The organism is Bacteroides acidifaciens (assembly GCF_903181435.1).
Taxonomy (GTDB): domain Bacteria; phylum Bacteroidota; class Bacteroidia; order Bacteroidales; family Bacteroidaceae; genus Bacteroides.
The window spans coordinates 1,010,596-1,036,768 of sequence record NZ_CAEUHO010000001.1 but is presented as its reverse complement, the minus strand read 5'-3'; the positions used below and the strand labels follow the sequence as shown (position 1 = coordinate 1,036,768).

23 protein-coding genes are annotated in these 26,173 nt (G+C 40.6%); 1 reads left to right on the top strand and 22 read right to left on the bottom strand.

Features of this window, described 5'->3' with window-relative positions:
* Positions 1 to 60: 60 nt before the first annotated feature.
* Positions 61 to 1,386 carry a PhoH family protein gene (locus CLIN57ABFB40_RS04170; RefSeq protein ID WP_175629012.1) on the bottom strand — a complete coding sequence of 442 codons (1,326 nt, stop codon included), beginning with the start codon at positions 1,384 to 1,386 and terminating at the stop codon, positions 61 to 63.
* Between the two features lie 134 nt (positions 1,387 to 1,520).
* On the opposite strand from CLIN57ABFB40_RS04170, the gene CLIN57ABFB40_RS04165 reads away from it, so the two are divergent.
* Positions 1,521 to 3,002, top strand: a complete 1,482-nt coding sequence (locus tag CLIN57ABFB40_RS04165) for a bifunctional folylpolyglutamate synthase/dihydrofolate synthase (protein ID WP_175629011.1) — start codon at positions 1,521 to 1,523, stop codon at positions 3,000 to 3,002.
* On the opposite strand, the gene CLIN57ABFB40_RS04160 is transcribed toward CLIN57ABFB40_RS04165, so the two are convergent.
* The 21 genes from CLIN57ABFB40_RS04160 to CLIN57ABFB40_RS04060 all read right to left on the bottom strand — a co-directional run bounded on the left by CLIN57ABFB40_RS04160 (position 2,970) and on the right by CLIN57ABFB40_RS04060 (position 26,121).
* On the bottom strand, positions 2,970 to 3,344 hold the full coding sequence (locus CLIN57ABFB40_RS04160) for a RidA family protein (protein ID WP_121766673.1): 375 nt from the start codon (positions 3,342 to 3,344) through the stop codon (positions 2,970 to 2,972). The two genes, CLIN57ABFB40_RS04165 and CLIN57ABFB40_RS04160, sit on opposite strands and share 33 nt — an antisense overlap.
* 70 nt (positions 3,345 to 3,414) lie before the next feature.
* Positions 3,415 to 3,570: a hypothetical protein gene (locus CLIN57ABFB40_RS04155; RefSeq protein ID WP_175629010.1), complete on the bottom strand. Its 156-nt coding sequence runs from the start codon at positions 3,568 to 3,570 to the stop codon at positions 3,415 to 3,417.
* A 180-nt stretch (positions 3,571 to 3,750) separates the two neighbouring features.
* Complete coding sequence (locus tag CLIN57ABFB40_RS04150; RefSeq protein WP_175629009.1) at positions 3,751 to 3,984, bottom strand: DUF4248 domain-containing protein; 234 nt, start codon at positions 3,982 to 3,984, stop codon at positions 3,751 to 3,753.
* 353 nt (positions 3,985 to 4,337) lie between these two features.
* Entirely contained in the window at positions 4,338 to 4,964 is a 627-nt protein-coding gene (locus tag CLIN57ABFB40_RS04145; protein WP_175629008.1) for a sugar transferase, read from the bottom strand.
* A gap of 52 nt (positions 4,965 to 5,016) precedes the next feature.
* Positions 5,017 to 5,847, bottom strand: a complete 831-nt coding sequence (locus CLIN57ABFB40_RS04140) for a glycosyltransferase (RefSeq protein ID WP_175629007.1) — start codon at positions 5,845 to 5,847, stop codon at positions 5,017 to 5,019.
* 166 nt (positions 5,848 to 6,013) lie between these two features.
* Entirely contained in the window at positions 6,014 to 7,060 is a 1,047-nt protein-coding gene (locus CLIN57ABFB40_RS04135; protein ID WP_175629006.1) for a glycosyltransferase family 4 protein, read from the bottom strand.
* A complete protein-coding gene (locus CLIN57ABFB40_RS04130) occupies positions 7,061 to 8,233 on the bottom strand; it encodes an EpsG family protein (RefSeq protein ID WP_175629005.1) in 1,173 nt (390 codons plus the stop codon).
* 18 nt (positions 8,234 to 8,251) lie between these two features.
* The gene (locus tag CLIN57ABFB40_RS04125) at positions 8,252 to 9,238 is read right to left on the bottom strand and encodes a glycosyltransferase family 2 protein (RefSeq protein ID WP_175629004.1); all 987 of its coding nucleotides are present in this window, start codon (positions 9,236 to 9,238) and stop codon (positions 8,252 to 8,254) included.
* Between the two features lie 11 nt (positions 9,239 to 9,249).
* Positions 9,250 to 10,362 (bottom strand): polysaccharide pyruvyl transferase family protein, encoded by a 1,113-nt coding sequence (locus CLIN57ABFB40_RS04120; RefSeq protein ID WP_175629003.1) that lies wholly within the window; start codon positions 10,360 to 10,362, stop codon positions 9,250 to 9,252.
* A 37-nt stretch (positions 10,363 to 10,399) separates the two neighbouring features.
* Entirely contained in the window at positions 10,400 to 11,626 is a 1,227-nt protein-coding gene (locus CLIN57ABFB40_RS04115) for a Coenzyme F420 hydrogenase/dehydrogenase, beta subunit C-terminal domain (RefSeq protein ID WP_175629002.1), read from the bottom strand.
* Complete coding sequence (locus CLIN57ABFB40_RS04110; protein WP_175629001.1) at positions 11,623 to 12,621, bottom strand: glycosyltransferase family 2 protein; 999 nt, start codon at positions 12,619 to 12,621, stop codon at positions 11,623 to 11,625. Before CLIN57ABFB40_RS04110 ends, CLIN57ABFB40_RS04115 begins: the two co-directional genes overlap by 4 nt.
* A complete protein-coding gene (locus CLIN57ABFB40_RS04105; protein WP_254871697.1) occupies positions 12,606 to 14,069 on the bottom strand; it encodes a polysaccharide biosynthesis protein in 1,464 nt (487 codons plus the stop codon). Before CLIN57ABFB40_RS04105 ends, CLIN57ABFB40_RS04110 begins: the two co-directional genes overlap by 16 nt.
* Before the next feature lie 74 nt (positions 14,070 to 14,143).
* On the bottom strand, positions 14,144 to 15,229 hold the full coding sequence (locus tag CLIN57ABFB40_RS04100) for a chain-length determining protein (RefSeq protein WP_175628999.1): 1,086 nt from the start codon (positions 15,227 to 15,229) through the stop codon (positions 14,144 to 14,146).
* A 5-nt stretch (positions 15,230 to 15,234) separates the two neighbouring features.
* Entirely contained in the window at positions 15,235 to 17,649 is a 2,415-nt protein-coding gene (locus tag CLIN57ABFB40_RS04095; RefSeq protein ID WP_175628998.1) for a polysaccharide biosynthesis/export family protein, read from the bottom strand.
* Complete coding sequence (locus tag CLIN57ABFB40_RS04090) at positions 17,627 to 18,223, bottom strand: UpxY family transcription antiterminator (RefSeq protein ID WP_175628997.1); 597 nt, start codon at positions 18,221 to 18,223, stop codon at positions 17,627 to 17,629. Before CLIN57ABFB40_RS04090 ends, CLIN57ABFB40_RS04095 begins: the two co-directional genes overlap by 23 nt.
* 365 nt (positions 18,224 to 18,588) lie before the next feature.
* Positions 18,589 to 19,527 (bottom strand): tyrosine-type recombinase/integrase, encoded by a 939-nt coding sequence (locus tag CLIN57ABFB40_RS04085; protein ID WP_175628996.1) that lies wholly within the window; start codon positions 19,525 to 19,527, stop codon positions 18,589 to 18,591.
* A gap of 418 nt (positions 19,528 to 19,945) precedes the next feature.
* Positions 19,946 to 21,652 carry a serine protease gene (locus tag CLIN57ABFB40_RS04080; RefSeq protein ID WP_175628995.1) on the bottom strand — a complete coding sequence of 569 codons (1,707 nt, stop codon included), beginning with the start codon at positions 21,650 to 21,652 and terminating at the stop codon, positions 19,946 to 19,948.
* A 1-nt stretch (position 21,653) separates the two neighbouring features.
* On the bottom strand, positions 21,654 to 22,397 hold the full coding sequence (gene rlmB, locus CLIN57ABFB40_RS04075; RefSeq protein WP_024987175.1) for a 23S rRNA (guanosine(2251)-2'-O)-methyltransferase RlmB: 744 nt from the start codon (positions 22,395 to 22,397) through the stop codon (positions 21,654 to 21,656).
* Positions 22,398 to 22,453: 56 nt separating this feature from the next.
* Complete coding sequence (recN, locus tag CLIN57ABFB40_RS04070; protein WP_175628994.1) at positions 22,454 to 24,115, bottom strand: DNA repair protein RecN; 1,662 nt, start codon at positions 24,113 to 24,115, stop codon at positions 22,454 to 22,456.
* Between the two features lie 9 nt (positions 24,116 to 24,124).
* Positions 24,125 to 25,342: a bifunctional phosphopantothenoylcysteine decarboxylase/phosphopantothenate--cysteine ligase CoaBC gene (gene coaBC / locus CLIN57ABFB40_RS04065; RefSeq protein WP_175628993.1), complete on the bottom strand. Its 1,218-nt coding sequence runs from the start codon at positions 25,340 to 25,342 to the stop codon at positions 24,125 to 24,127.
* On the bottom strand, positions 25,342 to 26,121 hold the full coding sequence (locus tag CLIN57ABFB40_RS04060) for a 3'-5' exonuclease (protein WP_024987172.1): 780 nt from the start codon (positions 26,119 to 26,121) through the stop codon (positions 25,342 to 25,344). The genes coaBC and CLIN57ABFB40_RS04060 overlap by 1 nt, the downstream gene beginning before the upstream one ends.
* Positions 26,122 to 26,173: the final 52 nt, after the last annotated feature.

Here is a 26,173-nt window from a genome sequence, read left to right as displayed (position 1 = left end):
TTAAGATAATTGGAAAAACCGTGAAATCCGTGTAATCCGTGCCAGTTTTATATTTCATCATTACATCAGGTTACTAGCCAACTCGCTCAACTCGCTTCGTTCACCCTTCAACAGGTTGACATGTGCAAAGAGGTTCTGATCCTTCATGCGGTCAATCATATATACCAGGCCATTGGACTGACTGTCCAGATACGGCTGGTCAATCTGCTGGATATCCCCCGTAAAGACCATTTTCGTACCTTCGCCCGCACGGGTAATAATCGTTTTTATCTCATTCGGAGTCAGGTTCTGCGCTTCGTCAATGATGCAATACATTTCGCTCAAGCTACGTCCACGGATAAATGCCAGAGCTTCAATCACCAGTTGCTCGCTTTTCTGCATATCCTCGATACGCTTCACTTCCGTAGAATTAGCGGCAAACTGACGCTTAATCACGTTCAGGTTGTCAAACAACGGCTGCATGTAAGGAGCCACCTTCTCCTGTGCATCTCCCGGAAGGAAACCGATGTCCTTATTAGAAAGAGCCACAACAGGACGTGCCAACAAAATCTGTTTGTAATCTGTCAATTTCCCCAACGCAGCAGCCAAAGCCAGCAATGTCTTACCGGTTCCCGCCTTTCCGGTCAGTGCCACCAATTTTATATTCGGGTCGTTCAGAATCTCAAAAGCAAAACTCTGTTCGGCATTGCGGGGTTCGATTCCATAGTTTTTGCCTTTCATCACACGGCAAATGGAGTGAGTGAAAGGATTGTAACGCGCCAATACACTATTGCGGTCACTCTTCAGCACGAAACATTCATTAGGATGAACCAAATCCTTAAAGTCGAACTCACCCAAGTCGATACCTTCCTTAGAAGAATAGATACGGTCTATCAATGCCGGATCCACATTTTCAAATATTTCATTGGATTTCTCGAATACATCTACATTGACAACCTTATCCGTGATATAATCTTCGCAAAGCAGGCCGATGGAACGGGCTTTCATGCGCAGGTTCACATCCTTGGTCACCAGAATGGATTTCATTTTCGGATATTTGGCAGTCAGATACTCGGTTGCCGCCAAAATCAAATGGTCAGGTTTCTTGATAGGAAAAGAGTCCCATACTTTAGTAGCTTCCACTTTACTGGTCACCACAAACAGACGTCCCAATCCTTCGCCCAGCTTCACTCCGTCAGTGAAAAGTTCATCGCTGGTCAACACGTCCAGTTCGCGTACAAACTCACGAGCGTTGAAGTTAATCTGTTCGTTTCCTTTCTTGAACTTGTCCAGTTCTTCGAGTACGACAAGAGGGAGATAAATATCATTTTCCTGGAAATTCTTCAAACAATTGTAATCGTGAAGAATAACATTTGTGTCTAACACAAAATTTTTCTTAGTTCCCATGATTTCTTTGATTTAAATGTTGATATTTGCAATCTCAAATCGCCAACCACGCACATTTATGGTTAAGTTGACGGTTCTAAAGATAAACAAATTAACGGGCAATAAAGATTGCCCGGAGTTAAATTTTATAAAACATGGATTATCAGAACACTTTAAAGTACTTATATGAAAGTGTGCCTATGTTTCAGCAAATAGGAAGCAAAGCATATAAGCCGGGATTAGAGACTACACACAAATTGGACGAACATTTCGGGCATCCGCATCAACAATTCAAGACGATACATATCGCAGGAACGAACGGAAAAGGTTCTTGCTCACATACTATCGCGGCGGTATTGCAGAGTGCCGGCTACCGGGTCGGATTATTCACCTCTCCTCACCTGATTGATTTTCGCGAACGCATCCGCATCAACGGTGAGATGGTGCCGGAAGAGTATGTAGTCAATTTCGTGGAAGAACACCGCGCTTTCTTCGAACCGCTGCACCCTTCTTTCTTCGAACTGACCACTGCTATGGCATTCCGTTATTTTGCCGACCAAAAAGTAGACGTGGCGGTTATCGAAGTAGGTATGGGCGGACGCCTGGACTGTACGAATATCATCCATCCGGATTTGTGCGTCATCACCAATATCAGTTTCGACCATACCCAATATCTGGGCGACACGCTGACAAAGATTGCCAAAGAGAAAGCTGGCATCATCAAGGAAGGAGTCCCGGTAGTTATCGGCAGAGCCAAAGGGGCGGTGAAACGTTTGTTCACCATGAAAGCCAAAGAAATGAATGCGCCCATCGAATATGCCCGTGAAAATTCGCGCGAATGGAACATGGAGATACTTCCTTATTCAAGGTTGCAGGAAATAAGGGAAAAGACGGACGAAATAATTCAGACCTTATCCTCATTAATCGAAGCAATAGAAGAAAAGTCAGAAGAACAGATGCAGCAAGCATTGCTCGTGCCGGACATATCAAACAGCATACGTGCGATAGACCAGATACTTGACAAGAGAAAAGACGCTATCAGAATCAACAATGATATGTTTCCCTTCGGACTTTTCACAGAGTTGAGCGGAGCTTACCAATTCGAAAACATGTTCACCATTCTAAAAGCTCTTGCGGTACTGACCAAATTGAACTACAACATCAAGCCCCAGAACTACTTCGACGGTTTTGCAAACGTATGTCAACTCACCGGTCTGATGGGGCGTTGGCAGAAAGTACACAGCTATCCGGACATTATCTGTGACACGGGACATAACATCGACGGAATCGAATATATCCACGTACAACTCAATGCTATCCGCAAAACTTTCGGTCAGGAGATTCATTTCGTATTCGGCATGGTCAATGACAAAGATATCAAGGGTGTCCTGCAAGTGTTGCCGAAAGATGCCACTTACTACTTCACCAAAGCTAGCGTGAAACGTGCGCTGCCGGAAAATGAATTGATGGAACTGGCAGAACAAGCCGGATTGAAAGGAACTGCCTACCCTACTGTGGTGGATGCCGTACAGGCAGCGAAAAAGAACTGCCCCCCAAAAGACCTTATCTTCGTGGGAGGCAGCAATTTCATTGTCGCAGACTTGTTAGCGAACCGCGATACACTCAATCTCTACTAACGCATCCTTTGGCAGAGCTTTTACGGCAAATGCCGAGCGTGCCGGAAAAGCTCCGTCAAAATAGGTGGCATACACGCCATTCATCCCTGCAAAGAGGGACATATCCTGAAGAAATACAGTAGTTTTGACAATGTCAGCCATTGTCAATCCTGCTTCTTCAAGAATGTGTTTGATATTCTCCAACGACTGGCGCGCCTGTCCTTCTATCCCTTCCGCCATCTCTCCCGTAGCAGCATCAATAGGTAACTGACCTGACACAAATACCATTCCATTAGCTTCTATCGCCTGACTGTAAGGTCCGATAGCTCCGGGTGCTTTCTCACTACAAATTACTTTTTTCATATTTATTTTTATTTTCTGTTTTACTGACTTTCAAAGATAGTGAAAAAAAGTCACCCGCAAAACGAATCATTCACAAAATTACACCATCCCATTGCATTATCACTTCCCACTTTTCCGGCTGTCCGGCTCCGTGCGGACTATGCGGGACTGTGGCAATCACCAAATCACAGTGGGAAGTCAACGCCACCTTTATCTGTTTCAACAGCTCATCTATCAAAACTCTCAAATTAATATATTTCAATATGCACCGGATTAACCGTACATACTGATAAATCAGGCTATGGCATGCGTCGTGTATCCTCAATGGATGCACGAACATCTTTTTTACCTATAAAGACTTTCATAAATTATGATTTACAAAGGGAAACATTATTATTCTGATAAACAAGCATACAAACTACATTTTTCATAAATCCCCCAGCTTCCCTAAATAATAAGTGATAAGCCGCACCTCTCTCACTGAGAATGCTTTTGTCTTCGGGTGAAAATCAGTAGCCAGTATTTCATCCATCAACGGCTTGCACTTCCGCATCCAGCGGCGTAATTTATTGACCGAAGCCCGCACAGTTAAATCCGGAAAATACATTTGCTCCAACTCTTGTTTATTATAACATTTCACTATAAAATCAGGACGTTCCATCGTTCCTTTATAATTGATTTACAGCTATAAAGATACAAAAATCCGACCCAATAGCCAAAGAATGCATTCATTATTATCCCAAACAGCAGGGGTATAAAAAAAATATATCAACTATCTTCACAGACCGTTGATATAGCGGGAAATTCACATCGGCTTTAACCTCCGATGACAGGGCGCGAATTAGAAATATACCGTCGTACCTTTCCAATTCACAATGTAGGAGAATCATGCTTGTTACAGCATGAAGCTAGGGACCTACATTTTTTCATCTCACATACAAACACTCTTAGTTATAATTACATCTCAACATTATATTTTATACCACTTTTATTTACCTAATTGTCCTGTACTTTTTAGAACTTCTTACCAAAACAGATATTCAAGAAAGTCTTCACCAGTATTTTTAAATCAAACCACCAGGAACGATGTTGCAGATAGAACAAGTCATAACGCAAGCGACGCAACATCTTATCCATTGTATCCGTATAACCATTATGCAAAGTAGCATAAGAAGTCACCCCCGGACGAATCTGATACAAGAACTGATAACGTGGATCATGCCTTATTATCTGATCAATATAAAACTTCCGTTCCGGTCGAGGCCCTATAAAAGCCATATCCCCACAGAAAACATTCCATAACTGCGGTAATTCATCCAAATGATGTTCCCGCAAGAACTTTCCGACTTTAGTCAACCGCGCATCTCTACCACCAGCATAAAGCCGGGGACCTGCCGACTCTGCATCCAATCTCATACTGCGGAACTTATAGATGTTAAATGGTCGTCCGAAACGTCCGATACGTTCTTGCTTAAATATAGCCGGGCCGCCATCTTCATGTTTCACGGCTATATAGCAAATCAAAAATAGCGGAGAAAAAACGATCATTAAAAACATCGCAACTGTACAATCCCAAATCCGCTTTACATTGCGCTCAAAAGCATTCATTCCGTCCGGAATGAATTCCTCATTATACCCCATAATTATCTGAAAAGAATTTGATTATTAATATTTGTTTACTGTTTCAAGCAGCCTATAAATTGTTATTATCATTATTCATATCTTCCAAATCTTTCAAAACTTTTTTATTGATTATCTTTCTTCTAGAGTCGAAATACCATCCCCATTTATTAAAATATTTAATCATATTTAGAATATGAACTTTCAGCATCTTAAGATTTGTCCTTGAAGCTGCCGCATGAGCATGAATAATAAATACATCTGGAAAGAAAATCGTTTTATACTTTTCATGAATACGACGAGTTATATCTATATCTTCCGGATACATAAAGAAACGCTCGTCAAACAAGCCAATTTCTTGCAAAACAGATATTCTAAAAAACATAAAACATCCTGATAAATATGGCACATTCATAATCTTATCATAACCAGTAAAACGCAACTGAAACTTATTGACTCGCTTTTTTATTATGAAGTATGGCAAGAAACGCTTAAAAATCAAATCCAAGGGAGTAGGTATCAATTTACATAAGCATTGCAAATCTCCATTCGGATAATATACCTTAGGCATAATCTGTCCAACATCTTTATTCTTATCCATATACTCACCTAATCTTTCCAATACTCCATTCTCAAAATATATATCAGGATTCACCACCACATGATAAGTTGCTCCTAATTCTATTGCTTCACGAATAGCAATATTATGTCCCGCACCATATCCACGATTAATGCTGTGAATATAACGTACTCTCTTAGAAACTCTTTCCAACTCACGTAATCGGTCATTTGACGAATGATCAATGATAAAAAGTTTATCAACCGGTGCCGCCAAAACGCAGTCCATAATTTTCCTTATCTCCCGTGGATGATGATGGTAAGAAACTATTGAAGCTGTAATCATCTACTACTAATATTATATTCCAATTATATATCCAATCACAAAAAACATCTAATAGTTTTTTTAATACATCAATAGATGCATACAATAAACCTTAAAGTATAAATACCTCATTCTATAAAAGAAAAAAGAGAACTCCACATTCTAATTCAAGACTGGAATAAATCATTTATGTCCTCAAAAGTTTTTGATAATAGCCCAAATGATTCTCCGCCATTTTTTGAGTAGTAAAATGATTATAAGCTCGTTCATAAGCCAGTTCCCCCATGATATTTCTATTTTCATAAGCGTTTACAATGGCCTTTTTTAGAGACCTTACATCTTTCAATGTAAAGAAACACACCTCATTATCTCGAAATATCTCATGAAAAGAAGGTATATCCGAACAAACTATTGCTCTTTTAGCCAAAGCAGCCTCTACCATTGCTAATCCAAATCCTTCTGAATATGAAGGCATAACATATACATCAAAATAAGGTAGATAATTACACGGATTCTTCTGATAAGAGAAAAATAAAACCCGATCAGATATATGCAATTTTTGAGACAACAACTTTAACTCTTTTATATTGGGCCCTTCACCAATTATAATAAATACATATTCTTGCAAATATGGCAATACTTTAATTACTTGTTCCAACCCTTTCCTAGAAGTAACAAAGGCATATGTGCCTAATATCTTATATTCTTTTTTCACTTCCAATATACTTCTTATAATTTCGTTATCTCCTTCTCCATCCATATTAATTACACAGCCATTATAAATTGTAGTTATCGGAGCTCTTATACAACCTTCATATGTTTCTCTTAATTGTTCTGATATACTTACTATCGCATCAAATTTAGACTGTATAAAGCACCAATATTTTGTAAACAGATATGATAGAACAAAATTGTATTGGTACCGAAAACTTCGATAAGTATCTTGATGAAGAGTAGACACCAATTTTGCCCTATTAAGTTTTTTCTTCCATTTAGCAACATACATATCAGGACGTAAACAATGACTATGAACAATATCATACTGTTCAAAATCAATACAGGTTTTCATTGATATTTTTTTCACAGGACAGTTGAAATACATGGCAGACGGAAAATCATCAAAATAAAAGACATCTACCTCAACGCCCCACTCCACCAAATAATCCACTATATTTTTTACTACTATTACTGGCCCCTGATTCCTTAAAGAGGGAAGAATATAGGCAATTTTCATTTATATTTTAAATAGAAAAAATGAATATTCAGTAGAATAAAACCAAATAAAAATATAACGTAAAGAATATATTAATAGATAATTAGAAAAAAGAAATAGCATTCCTTTTCGCTCAGAAACAGAACTCACGTTTTTAATAAAAAAAGAGAATAAAAAGAAATAAGAGAAAATAAAATATTGGCACATTCTAGTCAAAAAGCCAAAGTTCATTGTAATAACTAATAAAAGAAGAAATATATAGAACATATTAGAATAAAACCTTCCAATGAATGAACCATAAAGAATATTTCTATATCTTCTCACAATATATACAAAAGGAACAGCCTCAATAAATGTCAACATATTTAGTCCTCTAAATTCACCATCCTCGCTCTCCAGCAAATATTTAGATAATTTCTCTCCAATCCCCTCAGATGAACCCAATACAGACAAACCTTTTTCTATTACTAATAAGATGATTTTATCTATAACTTCAGTTGTACTTAAAATAAAGAAAAAACAAATAGCAATAATAATATATTTTATGTTCAGATTACGATTCATTACTAATGCCAACAAAGCAATTAATGCAGTATAATGAAAGGCTGTAGCCAAACAAACAAAGAAGCAAAATTTTAATTTTTCTTCTTTCAAAAGAAAAGGAAATGCCCACACCCATACTATAGTCATAGCTATAGCCTGTCGTAGAAGAATAAAATTATATTGCAAATATAAACGTGCTGCGAAAAAAAACAATATAAAAAACAATCCGATCCTTATTTCATTGTATTTCAAGCTCTTATAAAACAACCCTATTAATAGTAAATTAGTAAACAACAAATAGAGGTTAAAATTACTTCCCAATAAATGATAGCACAATGATGAATAAAACACATAGCCTATTTCTTGTCCTCTAATCTCCCAACCAGCCTCTTTATAATCCGAGAAAAAACTAAAAATATTCAATGGAGAGTTATATATATTTTTATAGGTACCATAGTCGAATATACCCACATCATATCCTACTTCTAAAGAACTCCATCTTCCTCCAGCAAATATAATAAGCAAACATAAAGAAAAAAGAAGAAGTAAGTTTTTAATATCATCAGCCACCTTGAGAGAAAAAACATCAATGAATGACAATACATAAAAAAACAATATAAATAATATAAATGGAATGACATTACCAATCATACACCACACACACATTAATCATACCCACCAAAACAGCTTACGGAATAACCTGCTCAGCTTCCTCGCCACCTCTATAACAAAACATCTCAACCGGAAAGGACAAGCAACCATTTTCAAAACCATCCACTCTCTTAAACTCAATTTTATTGTTTTAGCATACTCTTTTATCTCTACGAAAAAAGAATCTTTCTTAAATAATCCGGGATCATTATCAATCAGAACTTCCAATAACATATGAATATGCGCATAAAAAATACTTTTCTTGCATACTTCTTCTAAGCCATGTGCCTTTATTGGTTGTAATAGAAAATCATTCATTTTTTTGGCATATTCCCATGTATTCTGAAAAGTATGCATACAACTATTTTTATGTTGCACATAATTATACACATGTCTATCAATAGCTCTTACTTTTTGTACTTTGACTGCCAACCGGACATTCATTATATAGTCTTCACCATAAGGTATTGACTTTGGTAAGTCGAATACTAAAGAATCAAATAAATTCCTACGATAAAGTTTTCCACATACAGACAGAGGAGTTTTACCTTCCAGCAGAGCTTTTAAGAAATCAATATTACTCCAATCGTCCGATGAACTTTGTGTACAGATTTTACGAACATTATTACCCTGTTCATCTACCATATGAATTTGATTCCCTATAACGATATCTACACCCTCCGCTCCATTATTATATAAATCCAATAAAGCATCTTTAGGCAACATATCATCACCGTCTACAAAGCAAAGCCAATTGCCCCTTGCCATTTCTACTCCCTTTCTTCTCGCAGCAGTGACTCCTGCATTAATCTGGTGAACTACGTGAATACGACCATCCTTTAATGCATATTCGTCACAAATATTAACACTCTCGTCATGGCTACCATCATCAATCAACAATAACTCAAAATCCTTAAAAGACTGTACTATTATACAATCAATACACTTCCTTAAAAAAGGGGCAACATTATAGACAGGAACAATGACACTTATCGGTAAATCCATAAAAATTCAGTCTATATATTCAAAGATTCTGTTAAAAAGCTTTTCGCTTTCTCCCTCTCCATATCCAAAACTTGATTCGCCTTCTCAAAATTCATCGGGACATACAACATTTTAACCGTTACATCTTCCAACGAATATACCAAACGTTCTTCCAATTCAAATTTCTTTAGCAGAGAAGTAAGCCGGGCCATCCCGCGCGCGTTATTCGCCATCACGACAAAAGGTTTATTAAAAAGAATCGAAAAAACGGTGCCATGAAAGGAATCCGTAATAACATATTCTGCATCAATAAATCCACGCAACCAATCTGTTACAGGAGGAAACACACACTGATTAATATATTTTTTTCCTACCTGGCTAAAACTCATTGCAGGCATCACGACATTTGGAGAAATACCTAAAGCTTGAGAAACTTTCTGAACAATTGCTTTCTTCTCTTCCGACTGATCCAGCACATACGTCATTAATTTCTTCCCAGAAGCTGGAGTCCGTTCTTGTTCTACCAGACGAATATAATCTTCTTTATTCAAAAGCATTGTTGGATCCAATAAATGGATAGCATTAACACCTAAATACTTTTTACACAAAAAAACTCCACAATCTTCGCGGACTGAAATTGCATCAAATTGCTTAGCTAAGGCAGCACATTTCTTAGTCTGTTTTCCTGTAAACTCCCAATCCGAAGTTCCAAAAGAGGCTGCATAAGCTATACGTTTCACATGCTGTCCAATTGTAAAATCTAAAAAGTAATTAGACAAATAATAAGAATATATAGGACGCCAAACTTGATCACTGCCTACTATATAAGCATCAAAATGATACTTATGAAACTCTTTTTTTGTATTTGACAAAATAGGTTCTGTAGTCGTTATATATTTACGAATAAATGGAATGGTTTTCTGAGCAATGCTCTGCTCTTGCCTATCTGTAGGATAATAAAGCCCTTTATATTTTATCATACGTGCAATCAGCTGTTTCACTTTAACTATTAAAGGACGCTTCCATTTTCTATCCTCTGTCCATACCTCATGTCCCATCCGCTTCAATACCACTTGCAATGCATAAGCTTGAAGCAATCCACCGTAATTAGTATGAAGAGGCTGGGTCAATATACATATTCTCATTATGTACCCCCCCACGCTAAACAAGAAAACAATATAACTATTTTTTTCTTAATTGTTTCCATATCAGATTTTTCATTTTATTAATCACTTGATGTATCAATCTATTACACCTTCCTTTTCTCAATACTTTATTTATAGATATGCTTACACCATATTCTTCTAATAACGAAAAAAAATAACCTCTATTAGGATGCAGATATGGAGACTTTTCCAGAGGTGAATTTCCGACAAACACTTCCTGATAGGTTACCCTATGAGAATTTTCCAATATAATCTCTTGTACTATTTTCAAAAACTCAGAATTATAAATCAAGACTGCACTGACACCCTTATCATCATCATAATACGGTAATATTTTTTGTATCCCCCAAAAATCCCCTAATGTGATATCACTCCCACTCTTTCCACACTTGCTAGGACAATTATAGCAGGATGGTCGTAAATATAAGTCATTAAGAAAACCTTTCATATAAATATTTTCAGAGATATTATCTGTAAGTCGAATTTGTTTTTTCATTTCACAAGCATTAGCCAAATTTAGAGTTAGGGCAAAACTGAATTTTTTCCAGCCTGAGCATTTATCTCTAAAAAAAATGTGACTTATGTTTTTCTTATCGCACAAATGATTAGCGAATAACGTTTTCTTTTTACTCTCACTCGCAACTTTCTCGTCTAAATAAATTTGCCAAACCTTGGGACTCGGAACACCATGACAAATAAAATCTAACGCCAATAGATTCTTATAATCTTTAAATAAATATTTTTTTAGTCCAACCACTTGGCAAGGAGTTCCAGAAAATAGCACCAAACGCCCTTGCTCCAAGAATTGTTTAACTTGCCAATAGCTATTGCCTATATAACTTTGAACATACTTACTTCCACGAAAAGCGCTCAATCCTTCTTTTATCTCTGTATAATCATGCACAACCTGCCATTTATCATCAAAACGTGCACCAAATACAACCCCTTTTTTTTCTAAAACATATTCGGAAAGCAATGAAAAAATCCCTCCCGAAGAACTTAATAAACGTACTTTTTCATTGGGATTTTTTGCGGCAAAAACTGCAAGTGGCTGTCTCGATTGCCCTTGATTAATGACAGGACATACTTTTTCACACAATCCACAATCTATACAAATATGTTGTTCAATGTGAGGATAGAAGAATCCTTCATGATCCTCATGCATATCAATACATTTTCTAGGGCACGCCTGAACACATGCATTACATCCACAACAATCTTCTTCCTTAGCTAAAACAATCATTCCAACACACTTTTCACTTTTAAGACTGTAGTTCTTAAAAGCATATACAACCAAGGGATTTTGCCTACAACTTTCAATAAATGTTCTTTAAAAGTTAATCTATCAGAAACAGATAGTTTTTTACTAAAAAGTTCAATATCATTTTTTTTATAATATTTAAAGCTAACATTCAATCTCTCTCGTAGATACTTAATGCGTATAATTTCTCTTAGTCTACCTTTCTCAGAATCGCACAAATCGTTTATCCTATCTAAAGTATATAGAATTGTATTTTCATAAGAAGAAATTTTCGATATCTCCTGATTATAGCTTTTATATTGACCGCGTGAATGAGATTCAGAACGCTCTAAAACACTGAAATAGGAAGTTGACAATGTATAACATTTGAAAGAGAAAAGTAATGGTAAGAACAATTGCCAATTTTGACCAGCATCCTTACTTACATAAATCTCACGGGATGGATTTACTTTGTCTAAGGCACATGACTTTATCATATAATTTCCCGGAGGCCATATAAAGCCAGTGCTATATAAGCAATTATAAAATTGGTTACAATCAAGATTAAGCCCCTTAGTTTGAACATAACCTTTCATATTCTTTTCATGTACATAAGTTGGAAAGCATCTTACAACACCATAGTCATTACTCAATTCTCTAAATTTACGGACAAAAGAAGAAATGGCGTCCGGTTTATTATAAAAATCGTCACTATCAGGCCATGTCAGAAATTCTCCTTTCACCCATTTCAAAGCATTGTTTATAGCTGCCGATTGTCCTTGATTACTTTGATAATAATACTCGAGACTATATCCCCGTTTCTCAAAAGTGGAGATATAAGAAAGTATTACTTTTCTCGAATTATCCGTGGAACCATCATCTACTACAAACATTTCTACTGAAGGGTAATCTTGCTCGAGTATAGAATCCAACAAACGATGAATAATCTCTCCAGTATTGTAACATGGGGTTATAATACTGACTAAACCCTTTCGCATATTTTATTTTTAATGTATTGAACAATTATGATTCTCATTGATTTATTCAATGAGACATAAAAACCCAGCAAAGTAACAGATATCGTTGAAGCAATGGATACAATGATAAAACGAAAAAAACCTTCTTCATAAATAAGCCCTTTCAGCCACCATACCAGCCCCGATGAAGTTAGAAAAACGACCATACAGCGTATAAAAACAGTATATATATATTTCTTATATGAAAATACCGGTATATATTTATGTATTGTCCAGACATTAGATAAAAGACCGATGACAACCGCTATTATATTAAAAAGATAGGATGTCACAGGAGATAATCCCAATTTAAAAGCTACATAAGAAACAGGTATTACTGATAAGTATAATGTGCCGTTTATCAAACTGGGTCGCTTTATTTTTCCGGTTGCATGGGCTGCTGTTACAACTACAACAGACATCGTTGCAAAGAAATTGAATAACAACGTACACACGCAAAATTGCACGGTATATTCAGGCACAGTCTTTAACCATAATGATAAAACAAAATGCATTTCTACAATTAATGGCAGCGACAACAATAATAACAATAAAAATGTCAATTTTGAAGCATTCATTACCAAACTAACCATACGTGAATATTCTCCAGCAGCATAACTTTTTATTATTTGAGGCTTAACGGCTATAACAACATTTCCTGCAAAACTCATTACAGCTCCCTGCACTTGACCGGCTATACCACTTGCTGCATTCAATAGTGGTCCGAAAAACATATTAAGCAACATATTGATGCCTTGTGTACGAGCTACTGTCGACATATTACCATATAAGTCCCAACCGGAAAAAGAAAGCATAGGCTTAACGTTTTCAAAATGCAATTGGTAAAGTAGCTTACTTTCGTCAAAGTGACGAACACAATATAAGCGATAAATACATGCAATTATAGTCGAAACGAGAAAGATTAGTAATGCGTAAAAGATTAATTTATCAAAGTCTCCTGCAACCAACAGAAAAACAATCAGCAATTTAAGTATGACATTCAATATTTCTACATAAGCATATACATCCATCTTCTCATGGGCTATTATACATGCATTATATGGTACTTGTGTGACTGACACAACTGTGGAAAGTATGGAAAACTGATATACCCATACCGCTGCATTCATTCTGTCAGCAGGTATTACAAGCTGTGTTTTCAGAAACCAAAGCCCAACAGTTTCCGCTATCAGAATTATTAATAACGCAATGGCTATATGAATTAATAATGCGGAGTTAAAGGTGATTCTTAATTTATCCTTATTATTCTCCCCCATATCATACATCAAAAAACGTGTTGTAGCTCCACTCATTGATGCATTAAGAAATGAAAATATAGCAACTATTCCACCCACTACATTATAAATACCAAAGTCTTCAACACCCAAAACTTGTAACACTACACGCGAAGTATATAAAGTTACAGCCATAATCAAAAGCATTCTTATATAAAGTAAGGCTGTATTCTTAGCTATTCGCTTATTGTTTTCGGATATGACTGATATCATTTATGCTGTATTATATATACCTTACCTAACAATAACCAACCGATAGTGCCGCAAACAGATAGAAATACAAATAGAAATATATAAATACTCCGCCTCATACTTGAAGATTCAATAGGTACTACTGCCGGTTCCACTATTGCAAAAACAGGCTTCTCCTCTTGTACTTTAGCTCTAGCTACTTGTAATTGATTAGCTACTTGGCTATAAACTTGATAAAACAAGTTCATATCATTTTGTAATCGCTCCTGTTCCGCACGTACACTTTGAAGAATTAAATTATCATGTGTATCCACATAATCTGCATATTTTTTTTGAGCTACATAATATTCTTGCTTTCGTACTTCAAATAACTTTTCCAAATAGGCACAATCTTCTTTTGCTTTTGAAGTCCTGTATGAAATAATATACTCTTGCAAACGATGAACTACGGAATCTGCAACAATCGCAGCAACTTTAGGATCTTGTAAAGTAACATTTACACTAGTAATTGCTGTTTTCTTATTCACTATAGCTGTAATCTTTTTCTTCAATGCACTAATTTGAGCATTTTCCTCCTTTGTTAAGATTATTAATCTGCCTTGAACTTTCTCTTTAGAGGATATTTCTTCATGAGAAAACCAAGATTTCAACTGACTATTAATGATTCCTGGCAAAACTATTATATAATTCCACCAAGGTGAGGATTCTGTCGTTAAATAGTTAGAAAGTGTTTTTGTTTCACCTCCGTTGACAACAACTTCCATATTCAACAACTCCAATAAGAAAGGAGTTGAAGATACGATATCGGATGATAAAGATGCATTTAATGCATCAGTGCCACTCTTTATACCAGTTCCACCTCCAAGAAAAGATGCGGCTACCCCAACTATTCCACTATTTCCTTTCTCACCTCCCATTTCTGGCGAAAGAGTCACCCTTACTGTATATTGTTTAGGAATGCTTGTCCCTACAATAACACCAATCAGCAAACCCACAACGACAGCTTTATAAAGTTTCTTACGGATAGCTATTATTTTACGAATAATATCCTGTATATCAATTTCTAACTCTTGCGGCTTCTTCTGCAATGATTGTTCTGGCATAATTATTATTTCTTAATCAGATTAGCAATCGAAGCCACCATCATTCCCAATGAACTAAATGAAGTAGCATACCCCAAAATATTACCCATATTCACCTTCTTCTTAGCTTTACTAGGCACAATAATCTCACATCCCGGCTCTATTTGCTTCTTACCGCTCCCCTTCACCTTCGTAACCTGACCATTCATATAAACTATGAACTTCTTACTCTTCTTTGCATTTTCAGAATATCCACCAGCTTGATTCAGATAATAGTCTATATTCTTGCCTTCCATGTAAGAAACCGTATTCGGCACCATCACAGCACCGTTGATAGTAACTGTATTATTATTTTTCGGAATAGAAACCACATCGCCTTCACGCAATACAATATCCGCTGTACTTCCCGGTTTAGCCAAGGCCTTTTCCAAGTCGATGCCGACTGTAAATGTATCCTCTATGCGGATTCCTAAAGAATCAATCATTGCCTCTCCCAGTTGTCTGCTCATCAAACGAATCACATCCCCCATGCGCTTCTTCTCGCTCGCGTTGGCTACACGAGTCAGTTTTGCACCACGCAGGTAAGCGTAGTTCGTAGCTCCACCGGCTTTACTGATTAAGTCTGAAAGACGTTCCTCGCGGCTGGTCATGGCATAAGAACCTCCGAAAAGGACTTCACCTTCTACCATTACGTTTTGTTGCGGTTGATAGCCGGGACTTCGGCGTACATAAACCTCGTCATAAGGTTGAAGTACAAATCCCGGTTTCCCATCCACCACAAACCCCTCTTTCAGGGAAAATGTATATATCTGACCGATTGTATCGCTGTCTGCGGTACTTCGGGGATTTTTGATTCTGCGGGATACATCCACACGAACCACCGAGGCAGCTTCACGCAAACCGCCTGCCTGGATGATAAGGTCTTCGAGTGTCATATTGTCCGCGTAAGGATACGAATCCGGTTTGGCTACCTCACCGTGAATGACAACATTGCCTTTATCTTCCAGGTCGTGAATGCTGGGGATATAAAGAATGTCGTTTTTCATTAAGATGATATTGGGGGAAGTACCATCCATTATGGCTTTGATATCCACCGGAACAACTTCCGTAGTAAGGTCTTCACGCTGACGGTAGAGAACAGCACGGTTCAGAAAAGCATCACCGGTAAGACCTTGCGATTCGTTGACCAGTTCGCGGACGGTATTCAGTTTGCCGTTCAACTCATAAATGCCCGGACGGTAGACAGCACCACGGATTTCGAGCTTGTTCACAAAACGGTTCAGGATAGCCTCGGCTGTCACGACATCTCCATTTCTCATTTTATAGATACTGTAATCCAAATCCTTGACAGTATTCACTTCATACTCCTGCCCGTTCTGGCGTACCACACGCAATGAACGGGTATAGGCATCCGCTTCGAAACCACCGGCATAGCTGAGAAGAGTAGATAAAGATTCATCTTTCTTCATTTCAAAGCGCATGGAGCGTTTCACTTTTCCATCGATTTTTACCAATACTTCGTAGGCGGGGACTATGACAACGTCACCTTCCTGAAGCCGGATGTCGTCCTGGATATTTCCTTTGAGTATGAATTGGTAGACATCAATTGTGGCGATGTTCTTACCGTTTCTTACCAATTGGACATTGCGGAGACTTCCTATGTCACTGACTCCCCCCGCCCGATAGAGCGCATGAAATACAGTGGCAAAAGAGGACAGAGAATACGTTCCCGGTTGTACAACTTCGCCCATGACGTTGATTTGAATCGTACGTATGCTGCCCAGTGTCAGACGAATGTCCGAGGTAGGGTCGACGGCGTTGTTAAGACCGTTGTATATCTTATTTAAAGTTTTCTTGAGATAGCCGTTGGCTTCGGCGATGGTCAACCCGTTCAAGTTGACAGGACCAATCTTTTGAATATTGATGGTGCCGTCAGGAGAAATCTGCTGGCGGATGGTATTCTGGCTAGCTCCCCATATGTCGATAATCACCTCGTCGCCCGGGCCGAGACGATAATTTAAGGGAGTGGCAATGTTCACACTAGGCTCGAAAGTCAGGTTGCGGGTGTTAAATATGTTTCTTCCGAAGACTTGGTTGCCACGTGCAAGGTCTTGTGTGCTCGGATGGTCTTCCAGCTTGTCGGAAGTATTTTCTTTCGTTTCTTCACGCAGACGCGACTCATTAATATCGGTACCGGTGGCATTGGAAGTATTTACATTGTTCTGGTGCTCATATAGCTGCTTCACACGCATCGCCTGCTCCTTGGTCACGCCTTTGAGTGCTAATTCCGAGGCTAACTGCTTTTGTTCCTTCCCTTGACTGATACCCTCTTTTACATATTCGAGAACTTGAGAGTCGCTCATGCTTTGAGCCATCAAAGGAGAAGCAACTCCCAGAATCAGAATGAATAGAAAAACACTAAATATTTTTTGTATTGTCATTGGAGATTCTTGTAGATTCTACATAACCGATTGGCATGTCTACGCAAGCACAGCCAAGTATATTCAGGCGGACAGCAATTTTGCTCTTACCCCCTACCGTAACGAGTTCGCCAACAAGCCCGCTCAGAGGACCTTTGATGACACGGACTTTTTCGCCACGCGCCAAAGGGGAATTGTTCATACATACTGCTTCATCGGAATAATCGAGCATGAAACGGAAACGTGCCATCTGTTCATCGGGAATAACCGCCGGAGTACTTTCCCCACGCATCACCATATAGCGGCTGACCGTAGAAAATGAAAGAACTTCCATACGCTCCTTAAGATTGGCATGAACAAATACCATCATCGGAAGAAGTACCGTATCAACCACTTTCCGACGGTCGCTCCACTGATGTACTTCTTGCTGGACAGGAACGAAGGTATCGATTCCCATCTTGGACAAACGCTCGGCAACTTTCTTCTCGTGATGCATACGAACCAGTGCTACATACCAGCGTTTTAAGTGTGCTACGCCTTCCCCTGTCCCACAACCGGGCACGGCGCTAATAGACTTTTCCTTTGTAAAAATCATAATTTTTTACCACATGTTTATCTGTTACTTCTTAGGTAACGGATTTTTATTTGCTACAAAGATAGGTAAAAATAATAATAAGAAACAAGCAATAAACTTCTTTTTTTCCTTTTTTCTCTTAAATATATCCACACAAAGTGTGTGAACATGAATAATAAGCGATTCATGCTCTGTGACTTTCTATTTTCCAATCTCAAGAAGCGTCTGTCTTGAAGTCCGGATAACCATATATTTTCTTCCCTCATGTTGTCTTTTTTCCTTTTTATTGCATTTGTATGCGTTCTGCACATGTATTATCCGTTACCTAAGAAGTAACAGAATAACGAAGTCCCTAATCCCTAATACTTTAGCTACATAATACAGAATCATCTAAAACTCTTTACGTAAGAATAATTCAATCTGTTCACTTTCGTTCTTTCTTCTAATTCGAAGCCTTTTAAATAGATTTGTGTTGTCTTGATGGATTTATGTCCCAGCGATTCGCTTATCATCTCGATGGGAACCCCTCTGTACTTCGCAGTAGTGGCCCATGAATGACGAAGCGTATAAGAAGTAACGGACGAGCGTATCCTCAACTGTCTTGACAGGCACTTCAAGTCATTATTAAACCGCCTCAGAGCTGACTGGTACTCGCGGTATGCCTTTTCCTCCGTTCTCTTATACTCTCCGCTCAATATACAGAACAGGTAATCGGGATAGTCGGAATGTCCAACACTATATTCGTTGCACAAACGGGTAATGGCATCCTGTGCCGAGTCCAAAATCTCAATACTCATGGGCGTACCGGTCTTCATACGGTTGTACTTCAAAAGTCCCTGCTCAATATTGGACTTTTCCAAATGGGCAAAATCGACAAAAGGCATACCGCAAAACTGGAACAGCAGGCTGGCGACAGCTTGCGTGCGACGGAGTCTCTCAGTCTTCGGGTCTTCATTCAGCAAAACGTGAAGCTCGTGTATCGGAATCGCCTTTTTCTGGCGGGTATCTACACCCGTAAACACATCCTTGAACAAGCCATGCACATAAGGAGCCTGCCTGTTTTCAACGCCCCGGTTGTAGATACAACGCAACATACGCATATACGTAGAAATCGTATTAGGCTTCAAATGAGAAGCCACCAAATAGTTACTATACGCCTTCAGTGTATCACGGTTCACCCTACTGAAAGTAATGGTCTGGCTGCCGCAAAATTTCGCAAAAGAACGGATAGCATGCTTGTACACATGAGCCGTTGAATAACGACCCTCATTCCGCAAACGTTCAATGTAATCGTTTGCACAATTAGTAAACTGCTTTTTCTTCATAAATAAATAATTACTTAACTAGTTAGCCATCAAATGACGGATGAAATATAACAAGATTATAGGTAAAATAGGTCGCTATTTAAAATTTACTCACTGTTTCCCACTGAAATTTGAATATTTTCTAAAAAAAATAACTGCAGCAATGCAGTATTTCGGGAATTCCTGCATTTACCTTACAAAGACAAGAAATAAAAAACCTATATCATAAGACCTAAAACCTGAGCTTAACAAGTGGGGAAAAGACAAAAAAGAGAGAGAGTTTTATTAATGTCCCCAAAAACGAAACCCCTGCTGACTTTTTCCAGTCAGCAGGGGTTTTATTTTTATAAACTATTATTCAAAAGCTACTCCTAGAGAAGCCCGGAATAGCGGCACCAAACGATAGTGCATACGCTAACCTTTTCTGGGGCAACCTCTTTTACTTGCAGTATTTCTTAATCAATTCGTCCACGTTCGGGTCGCCCAGTTCCTTCGCTTTCTTGAAGTTTCCGCAAGCCTCGTCCGTCTTCTTCAACTGCACCTGGCAAAGTCCCAGCAAGCGGTAGGCTTCGCCGTATTTCGGGTCATTTTTCAGAATACCATTCAGTATTTCAATAGCTTCCTCATAGCGCCCTACACGCAGGTTGACAACAGCGTTTTCGGCCTGGTAAGTCAAGTCTGTGGGATTCAGTTCGACCGCTTTCGCAATGTCGTCCAATGCACGTTGGTATTGGCGCGCTTTCAAGGCAGCCTGTTCACGATAATAATAAAACAAGTCGTTCACCTGACCGTTGACAGCTTTAAAATAAGCGTCATAATCGAGCATTGCGTTCCGCGGCTGGCCCGCATTCATATTTATTTGCGCACGTTCCAGCAGATAAGGGGCAAAGTCGGCGGTAATCGGTTGCGGACAACGAGCAATGCAGCTATCCATCAATACCAAAATCTCTTTCGGTTCGGCTTTCAGCAACTCTTTCGTCTTCGCAGCACTGAAGAACGTACCGGCAGAAGCCATATTGCTGGCATTTACTTTCTCATAAGCCACCAAAGCTCCGGCATAATCCTGCCGGGCAAATAATATATCGCCTTCCAGTTGTACATAAATAGGCAGCGGGTCGATAGCGAATGCCTGACGGACATTCTTCAAAGCAGTGTCATACGTCCAATCCTTATACGTTTTCTCCGGCTTCGACAGTTGGTAAGTATACATCAACTTACCTATATTATAATATACATCATCTTTCTTCTGAGCCACTTTCAAAGCCTGATTCAAGTCGGCAACGGCTTTATCAAACCAAGACTGGTCGTCTTTAGCCTTAGCCACGTAATAATTTGCGCGGCGCAGATAACCGTCTGTGTTAGCAGGGAACTGACGGATAAAATCATCCAGCAACTTGCCATAATCCTCTGACGACAGACTGGAAGAAGCCATGAACAAATACACCAATGCCTGGTCTTCCGTCTCCGGCAACCCTTTCCGGATACCGATACTCTTCAGTGCCGCATCCCCAAGCGAAAGGGCGCTAATCTTCTGAGCCATAGCAAAGGCAGCCCCTGCGGCATAGCAGGTAGTCACCGTATCGAGCCCAGACGACTTCTGCGCAATGCCGAACACCTGACCTTCCACATTCATCACCGGACAGCTCACCATCTTGTCTTTCATCTGCATGCCCAACGTATAATAATGGTATTCGCCGGCCACCTTGGAAACCTCTTTCACCTTGCCCGAAACGCAAGCAATGCTTTTCTGCGTAGAATAAGGAAGCATCCACGCGTCAGCTCCTACTGCCGGAGCAGTCTTAGCCACCACCAACGCAGGTACTTTCTTTTCGGTAATAGCTACACGGAACTTGATGACATCATACATATCATTCGCTCCAAGTATGGTGCTAACCGGCATCTGTTTGCCTTCCGCCGTGATTATCACCGCACGCTCGGCGCCCTTAAAAAGAGAGTAGTCGGACAAAGCCAACCCATCTTCGGACACGAAAAATCCGTTTCCGGTATTCAGCATCTTGTCATTCTTGTCATAAGTCACCACAGAGAAGACAGCACGTTTCGCCTTCTCCACCCATTTAGGGGTTTGTGCCATGCTTCCCTGTGCCAGGAAGAAAAGCAACAAAGGTAGGATTAAAATCTTCTTCATATCAGTCGTTGTTTCTTTGTTTCACACCTTCGTAAATCAAGATGCCGGCAGCCACGGAAACGTTCAGAGACTCGATTTTTCCCAACATCGGTATCTTCACCCATTCGTCGCAGAGCGCCAGATTCTCATAAGACACCCCTGTATCCTCCGCTCCCATGATGATGCATAACGGACCTGTATAATCGGCTTTCGTATAGTCGTAATCCCCCTTCTCGGTGGCAGCCACAATACGGAAACCGCTATCTTTCAGGTATTGCAGCGTCGAACGCAAGCTCTGTTCGCGGCATACGGGAAGCGTATGCAACGCCCCTGCCGAAGTCTTCACGGCATCCGCATTCACAGATGCGCTGCCACGGGCAGGAATAATCACGGCGTCTACGGCAGCACACTCGCAAGTACGGGCAATCGCACCGAAATTACGCACATCCGTCACTCCGTCCAGCATCACAAAAAACGGATTCTTCCCCTGCTCGAACAAGAAAGGAACAAGGTCTTCCGTCTTCTGGTAAGTCACAGAAGATATGAACGCCACCACACCTTGGTGATTCTTCCGGGTGATACGGTTGATACGCTCCACCGGAACACGCTGAACAGGAATCAGCAGACCTTTCAAAGCTGCAAAAAGTTCCTTAGAAAGTTCACTCTGAATATCTTTCTTTACCAGGATTTTATCAATCTCTTTTCCAGCCTGAATGGCTTCTATCACGGCACGAACGCCGAAAATCATTTCACTTTTATCTAACATTGCGATTATTTACTATTTTACTATTTACCAGTTAACTATTTGTCTGCCCCCAATCGCTACTTGCTGTTTAACAGAGCTTTGGCGTTACTGAGAGCGGCTTCGGTCAGCGTAGCGCCGCTCAACATATGAGCAATTTCCTCTACCCGTTCTTCATCGGTGAGACGGCGGATATGGCTGTTTGTTTCCGTATCACTGTCTTTCTTATATACTTTATAATGCGCACGTCCGCGGGCAGCGATTTGCGGCAAGTGGGTGATGCTGATAACCTGGCGGTTCTGCTCGCCCATCTCCTGCATCATGTCCGCCATGCGGTCGGCTATTTCGCCGGATACTCCGGTGTCTATCTCATCAAACACGATGGTCGGCAGCTTCACAGCTCCGGCAATCATGGCTTTGATAGAAAGCATGACGCGGGCTATCTCACCACCCGAAGCTACGGAAGAGATATTCTGCAACATACCGTTCTTGTTAGCGGAAAACAGGAAGCTGACAGTGTCTTCCCCTTGCAATCCGGGTTCTTTCTTGAGTCCCATTTCCACCTGGAAACGGACGTTCGGCATCCCTAACGGAACCAGGCGTGCCGCCAGTTGCTTTTCCACTTCACGCGCCGCCTTCGTGCGGGCTTTGGTGAGCAGTTCCGCCTGTTGCTTCACTTGTTTATATTGTTCTTCCTTGCGTTCGGTCAGCCCGGCAATACGGTCATCATAAGAAGTGATGGCAGACAACTTGCTCCGATACTCTTCCGTCAATGCAATCAGTTCGTCGAGTGTCTGCACACGATGTTTCTGTTGTAAGGAATAAATCAGGTTCAAGCGTTCGTTCACTTCATCGAGCCGCACAGGATTAAATTCTACGGAGTCACTTTGCGAGGAGACTTCGTGCGAAATATCCTTCAACTCGATATAAGCACTTTCCATGCGTTCGGTAAGCTCCTTGGCAGGTTGGTAGACTCTTTGCAGACTGTTCAGCGTGTTCAGGCTATCTTTCAGATAAGAGAGCAAGCCGCCCTCGTCGGAAACAAAGGATTGCTCCACCCGGTAAAGCCCCGCCTTGATTTCTTCCGCATGGCTCAAGGTTTCGGCTTCCTGTTCCAGTTCTTCCTGTTCGCCTTCGGAAAGGTGGGCTTCTTCGAGCTGTTCTAGTTGGAAGCGTATGTAATCCTCGTCCGCACGGCTCTTCTCCGCCAGTGCCGTCAGTTCCGCCAGTTCGCGTTCGGTCTGCTTCCATTCGGCATAACGGGCATGGTATTTTTCCAATGCAGCGTCATTATGTGCCAATATATCAAGTACATTCAACTGGAAACCTTCTTTATTGAGCAACAGGTTCTGATGCTGCGAATGTACATCAATCAACAGTTCGCCCAGCTCCTTGATTTGCGCCAGCGATGCGGGAGTATCATTGATGAATGCCCGGCTCTTGCCGGATGCCTGCACTTCACGGCGCAAAATGCACTCCTCGTCATATTCCAGTTCGTTGTCTTCAAAAAACGGACGCATACCGTAGCCCGATATATCAAAACGAGCTTCTATGATACATTTAGAAGCTCCACGACGAATCGCCTTCACATCGGCACGCTGTCCCAGCAGCAGACCGATGGCTCCTAGAATAATTGATTTTCCGGCTCCCGTTTCACCTGTTATAACGGAAAAACCTGTCTCGAAACTGATGTCCAGTTTCTCTATCAACGCGTAATTCTGAATGTATAGTGAACGTAACATTGGGATAAGTTAAGAGTTGAGAGTTGAGAATTTCAATTCATCCGACAGACGGTCGATGATATCCTGCGCCACTTCCGTTTTCGGTTTCAGCGGATAGTCCGTGCGACCTTTCCGGTCGATGATACTGATTTTGTTGGTATCGTGACGGAAACCGGCTCCCACGTCGTTCAGCGAGTTGAGCACGATAAAGTCGAAGTTCTTGCGTTCGAGCTTTCCTTCAGCGTTCTGCTGCTCGTTGTTGGTTTCGAGAGCAAAGCCCACCAACAACTGACCTTCTCTTTTCGTAGCCCCCAAGCTGGCTGCAATATCTTTCGTTGCTTGAAGATGCAATGTCAGTTCCTCCTCTTTCTCCCGTTTTATCTTCTTGTCGGCCACTGTCGCCGGACGATAGTCGGCAACTGCCGCACAGAGGATGGCTGCGTCGGCATCGGAGAAACAGGCTTGTGAGGCGGCATGCATTTCTTCCGCCGATTCCACGTCAATACGGTGGATACGGGAGTGCTTCACCTCCAATTGCACAGGCCCCGCAATCAGCGTAACTTCCGCGCCACGGCGGGCACATTCTTCCGCCAAAGCGAATCCCATCTTGCCGGAAGAATAATTGCCGATAAAACGGACAGGGTCTATCTTTTCATAGGTAGGCCCGGCTGTTATCATGATTTTCCGCCCTTGCAACTCTCCGCTTGCCGAGAAGAATTCGTCCAGTGCACGGATGATGACTTCCGGCTCTTCCATACGTCCCTTCCCTACCAGATGGCTGGCAAGTTCTCCCGTTCCCGGTTCGATAATATGATTGCCGAACGAGCGCAGTGTGTCCAAGTTCTTCTGAGTGGAAGGGTGGGCATACATATCCAAGTCCATGGCAGGAGCAACAAATACCGGGGCTTTTGCCGAAAGATAAGTGGTTATCAGCATATTGTCGGCTATCCCGTTTGCCATCTTGCCGATGGTAGAGGCGGTGGCGGGCGCAATCAGCATCGCATCCGCCCACAGACCAAGGTCAACGTGGCTGTTCCACGTCCCGTCGCGTTGGGCAAAAAACTCGCTGATGACCGGTTTGCTGGTCAAAGCCGAAAGAGTGATGGGAGTAATAAATTCTTTTCCCGCCGGAGTAATTACGACTTGCACTTCCGCCCCTTGCTTAATAAGTCCGCGGATGATATAGCAAGCCTTGTACGCGGCAATACTGCCGGTAATTCCAAGAATTATCTTTTTTCCTTTTAGCATTATTTTGTAATCAAATTACTCATTTCACGCAAACGGATTTTTGTCAATGTCGCTTTTGTATTCAGCGTAAAATCACTGTTCAAAATCCAACTGTAATATCCGGGGTCTTTCTTCAATACCTCGGCTACGGACATTCCTTTGTACTTTCCGAAGTTGAACACTTCTACCCCGTTATCATCGTACACCATGCGTCCGGCAAAGTCCACATTCTTGTTGTAGCTGGAGTAATCCGCCAGGAATGCCATATCGTTTTGAAGGTCAGGATAACGGTCGAGTTGTGCTTTCAGCACTTCGTAAGTAGCCCGCGTATCCGCTTCCGCAGTATGCGCGTCTTCCAGATTCTTTTCGCAATAGAATTTGTAGGCAGCAGACAGGGTACGTTGTTCCATTTTGTGGAAAATCACCTGTACGTCTATAAATTTCCGCTTTGTCATGTCGATGTCTACCCCGGCACGCAGAAACTCTTCCGCCAGCACCGGAATATCGAAACGATTGGAATTGAATCCCGCCAAGTCACAACCTTCGATATCGCGGGCAATGTTCTTTGCCACTTCCTTGAAAGTAGGGCAGTCAGCCACGTCGGCATCATAAATGCCGTGTACGGCAGAAGATGCTTCCGGTATATGCATTTCGGGGTTGATACGCAAGGTTTTTGCTTCCTCGTTCCCGTTCGGGTAAACTTTCAAATAACAGATTTCAACAATACGGTCTGTGTTGATATTGGTTCCGGTCGTCTCAAGGTCGAAAAAGACAATGGGATTTTTCAAGTTTAATTTCATTTCTGTTTATTTTATTGAGGCACCACAGAGAACGCAGAGGACACAGAGGGTT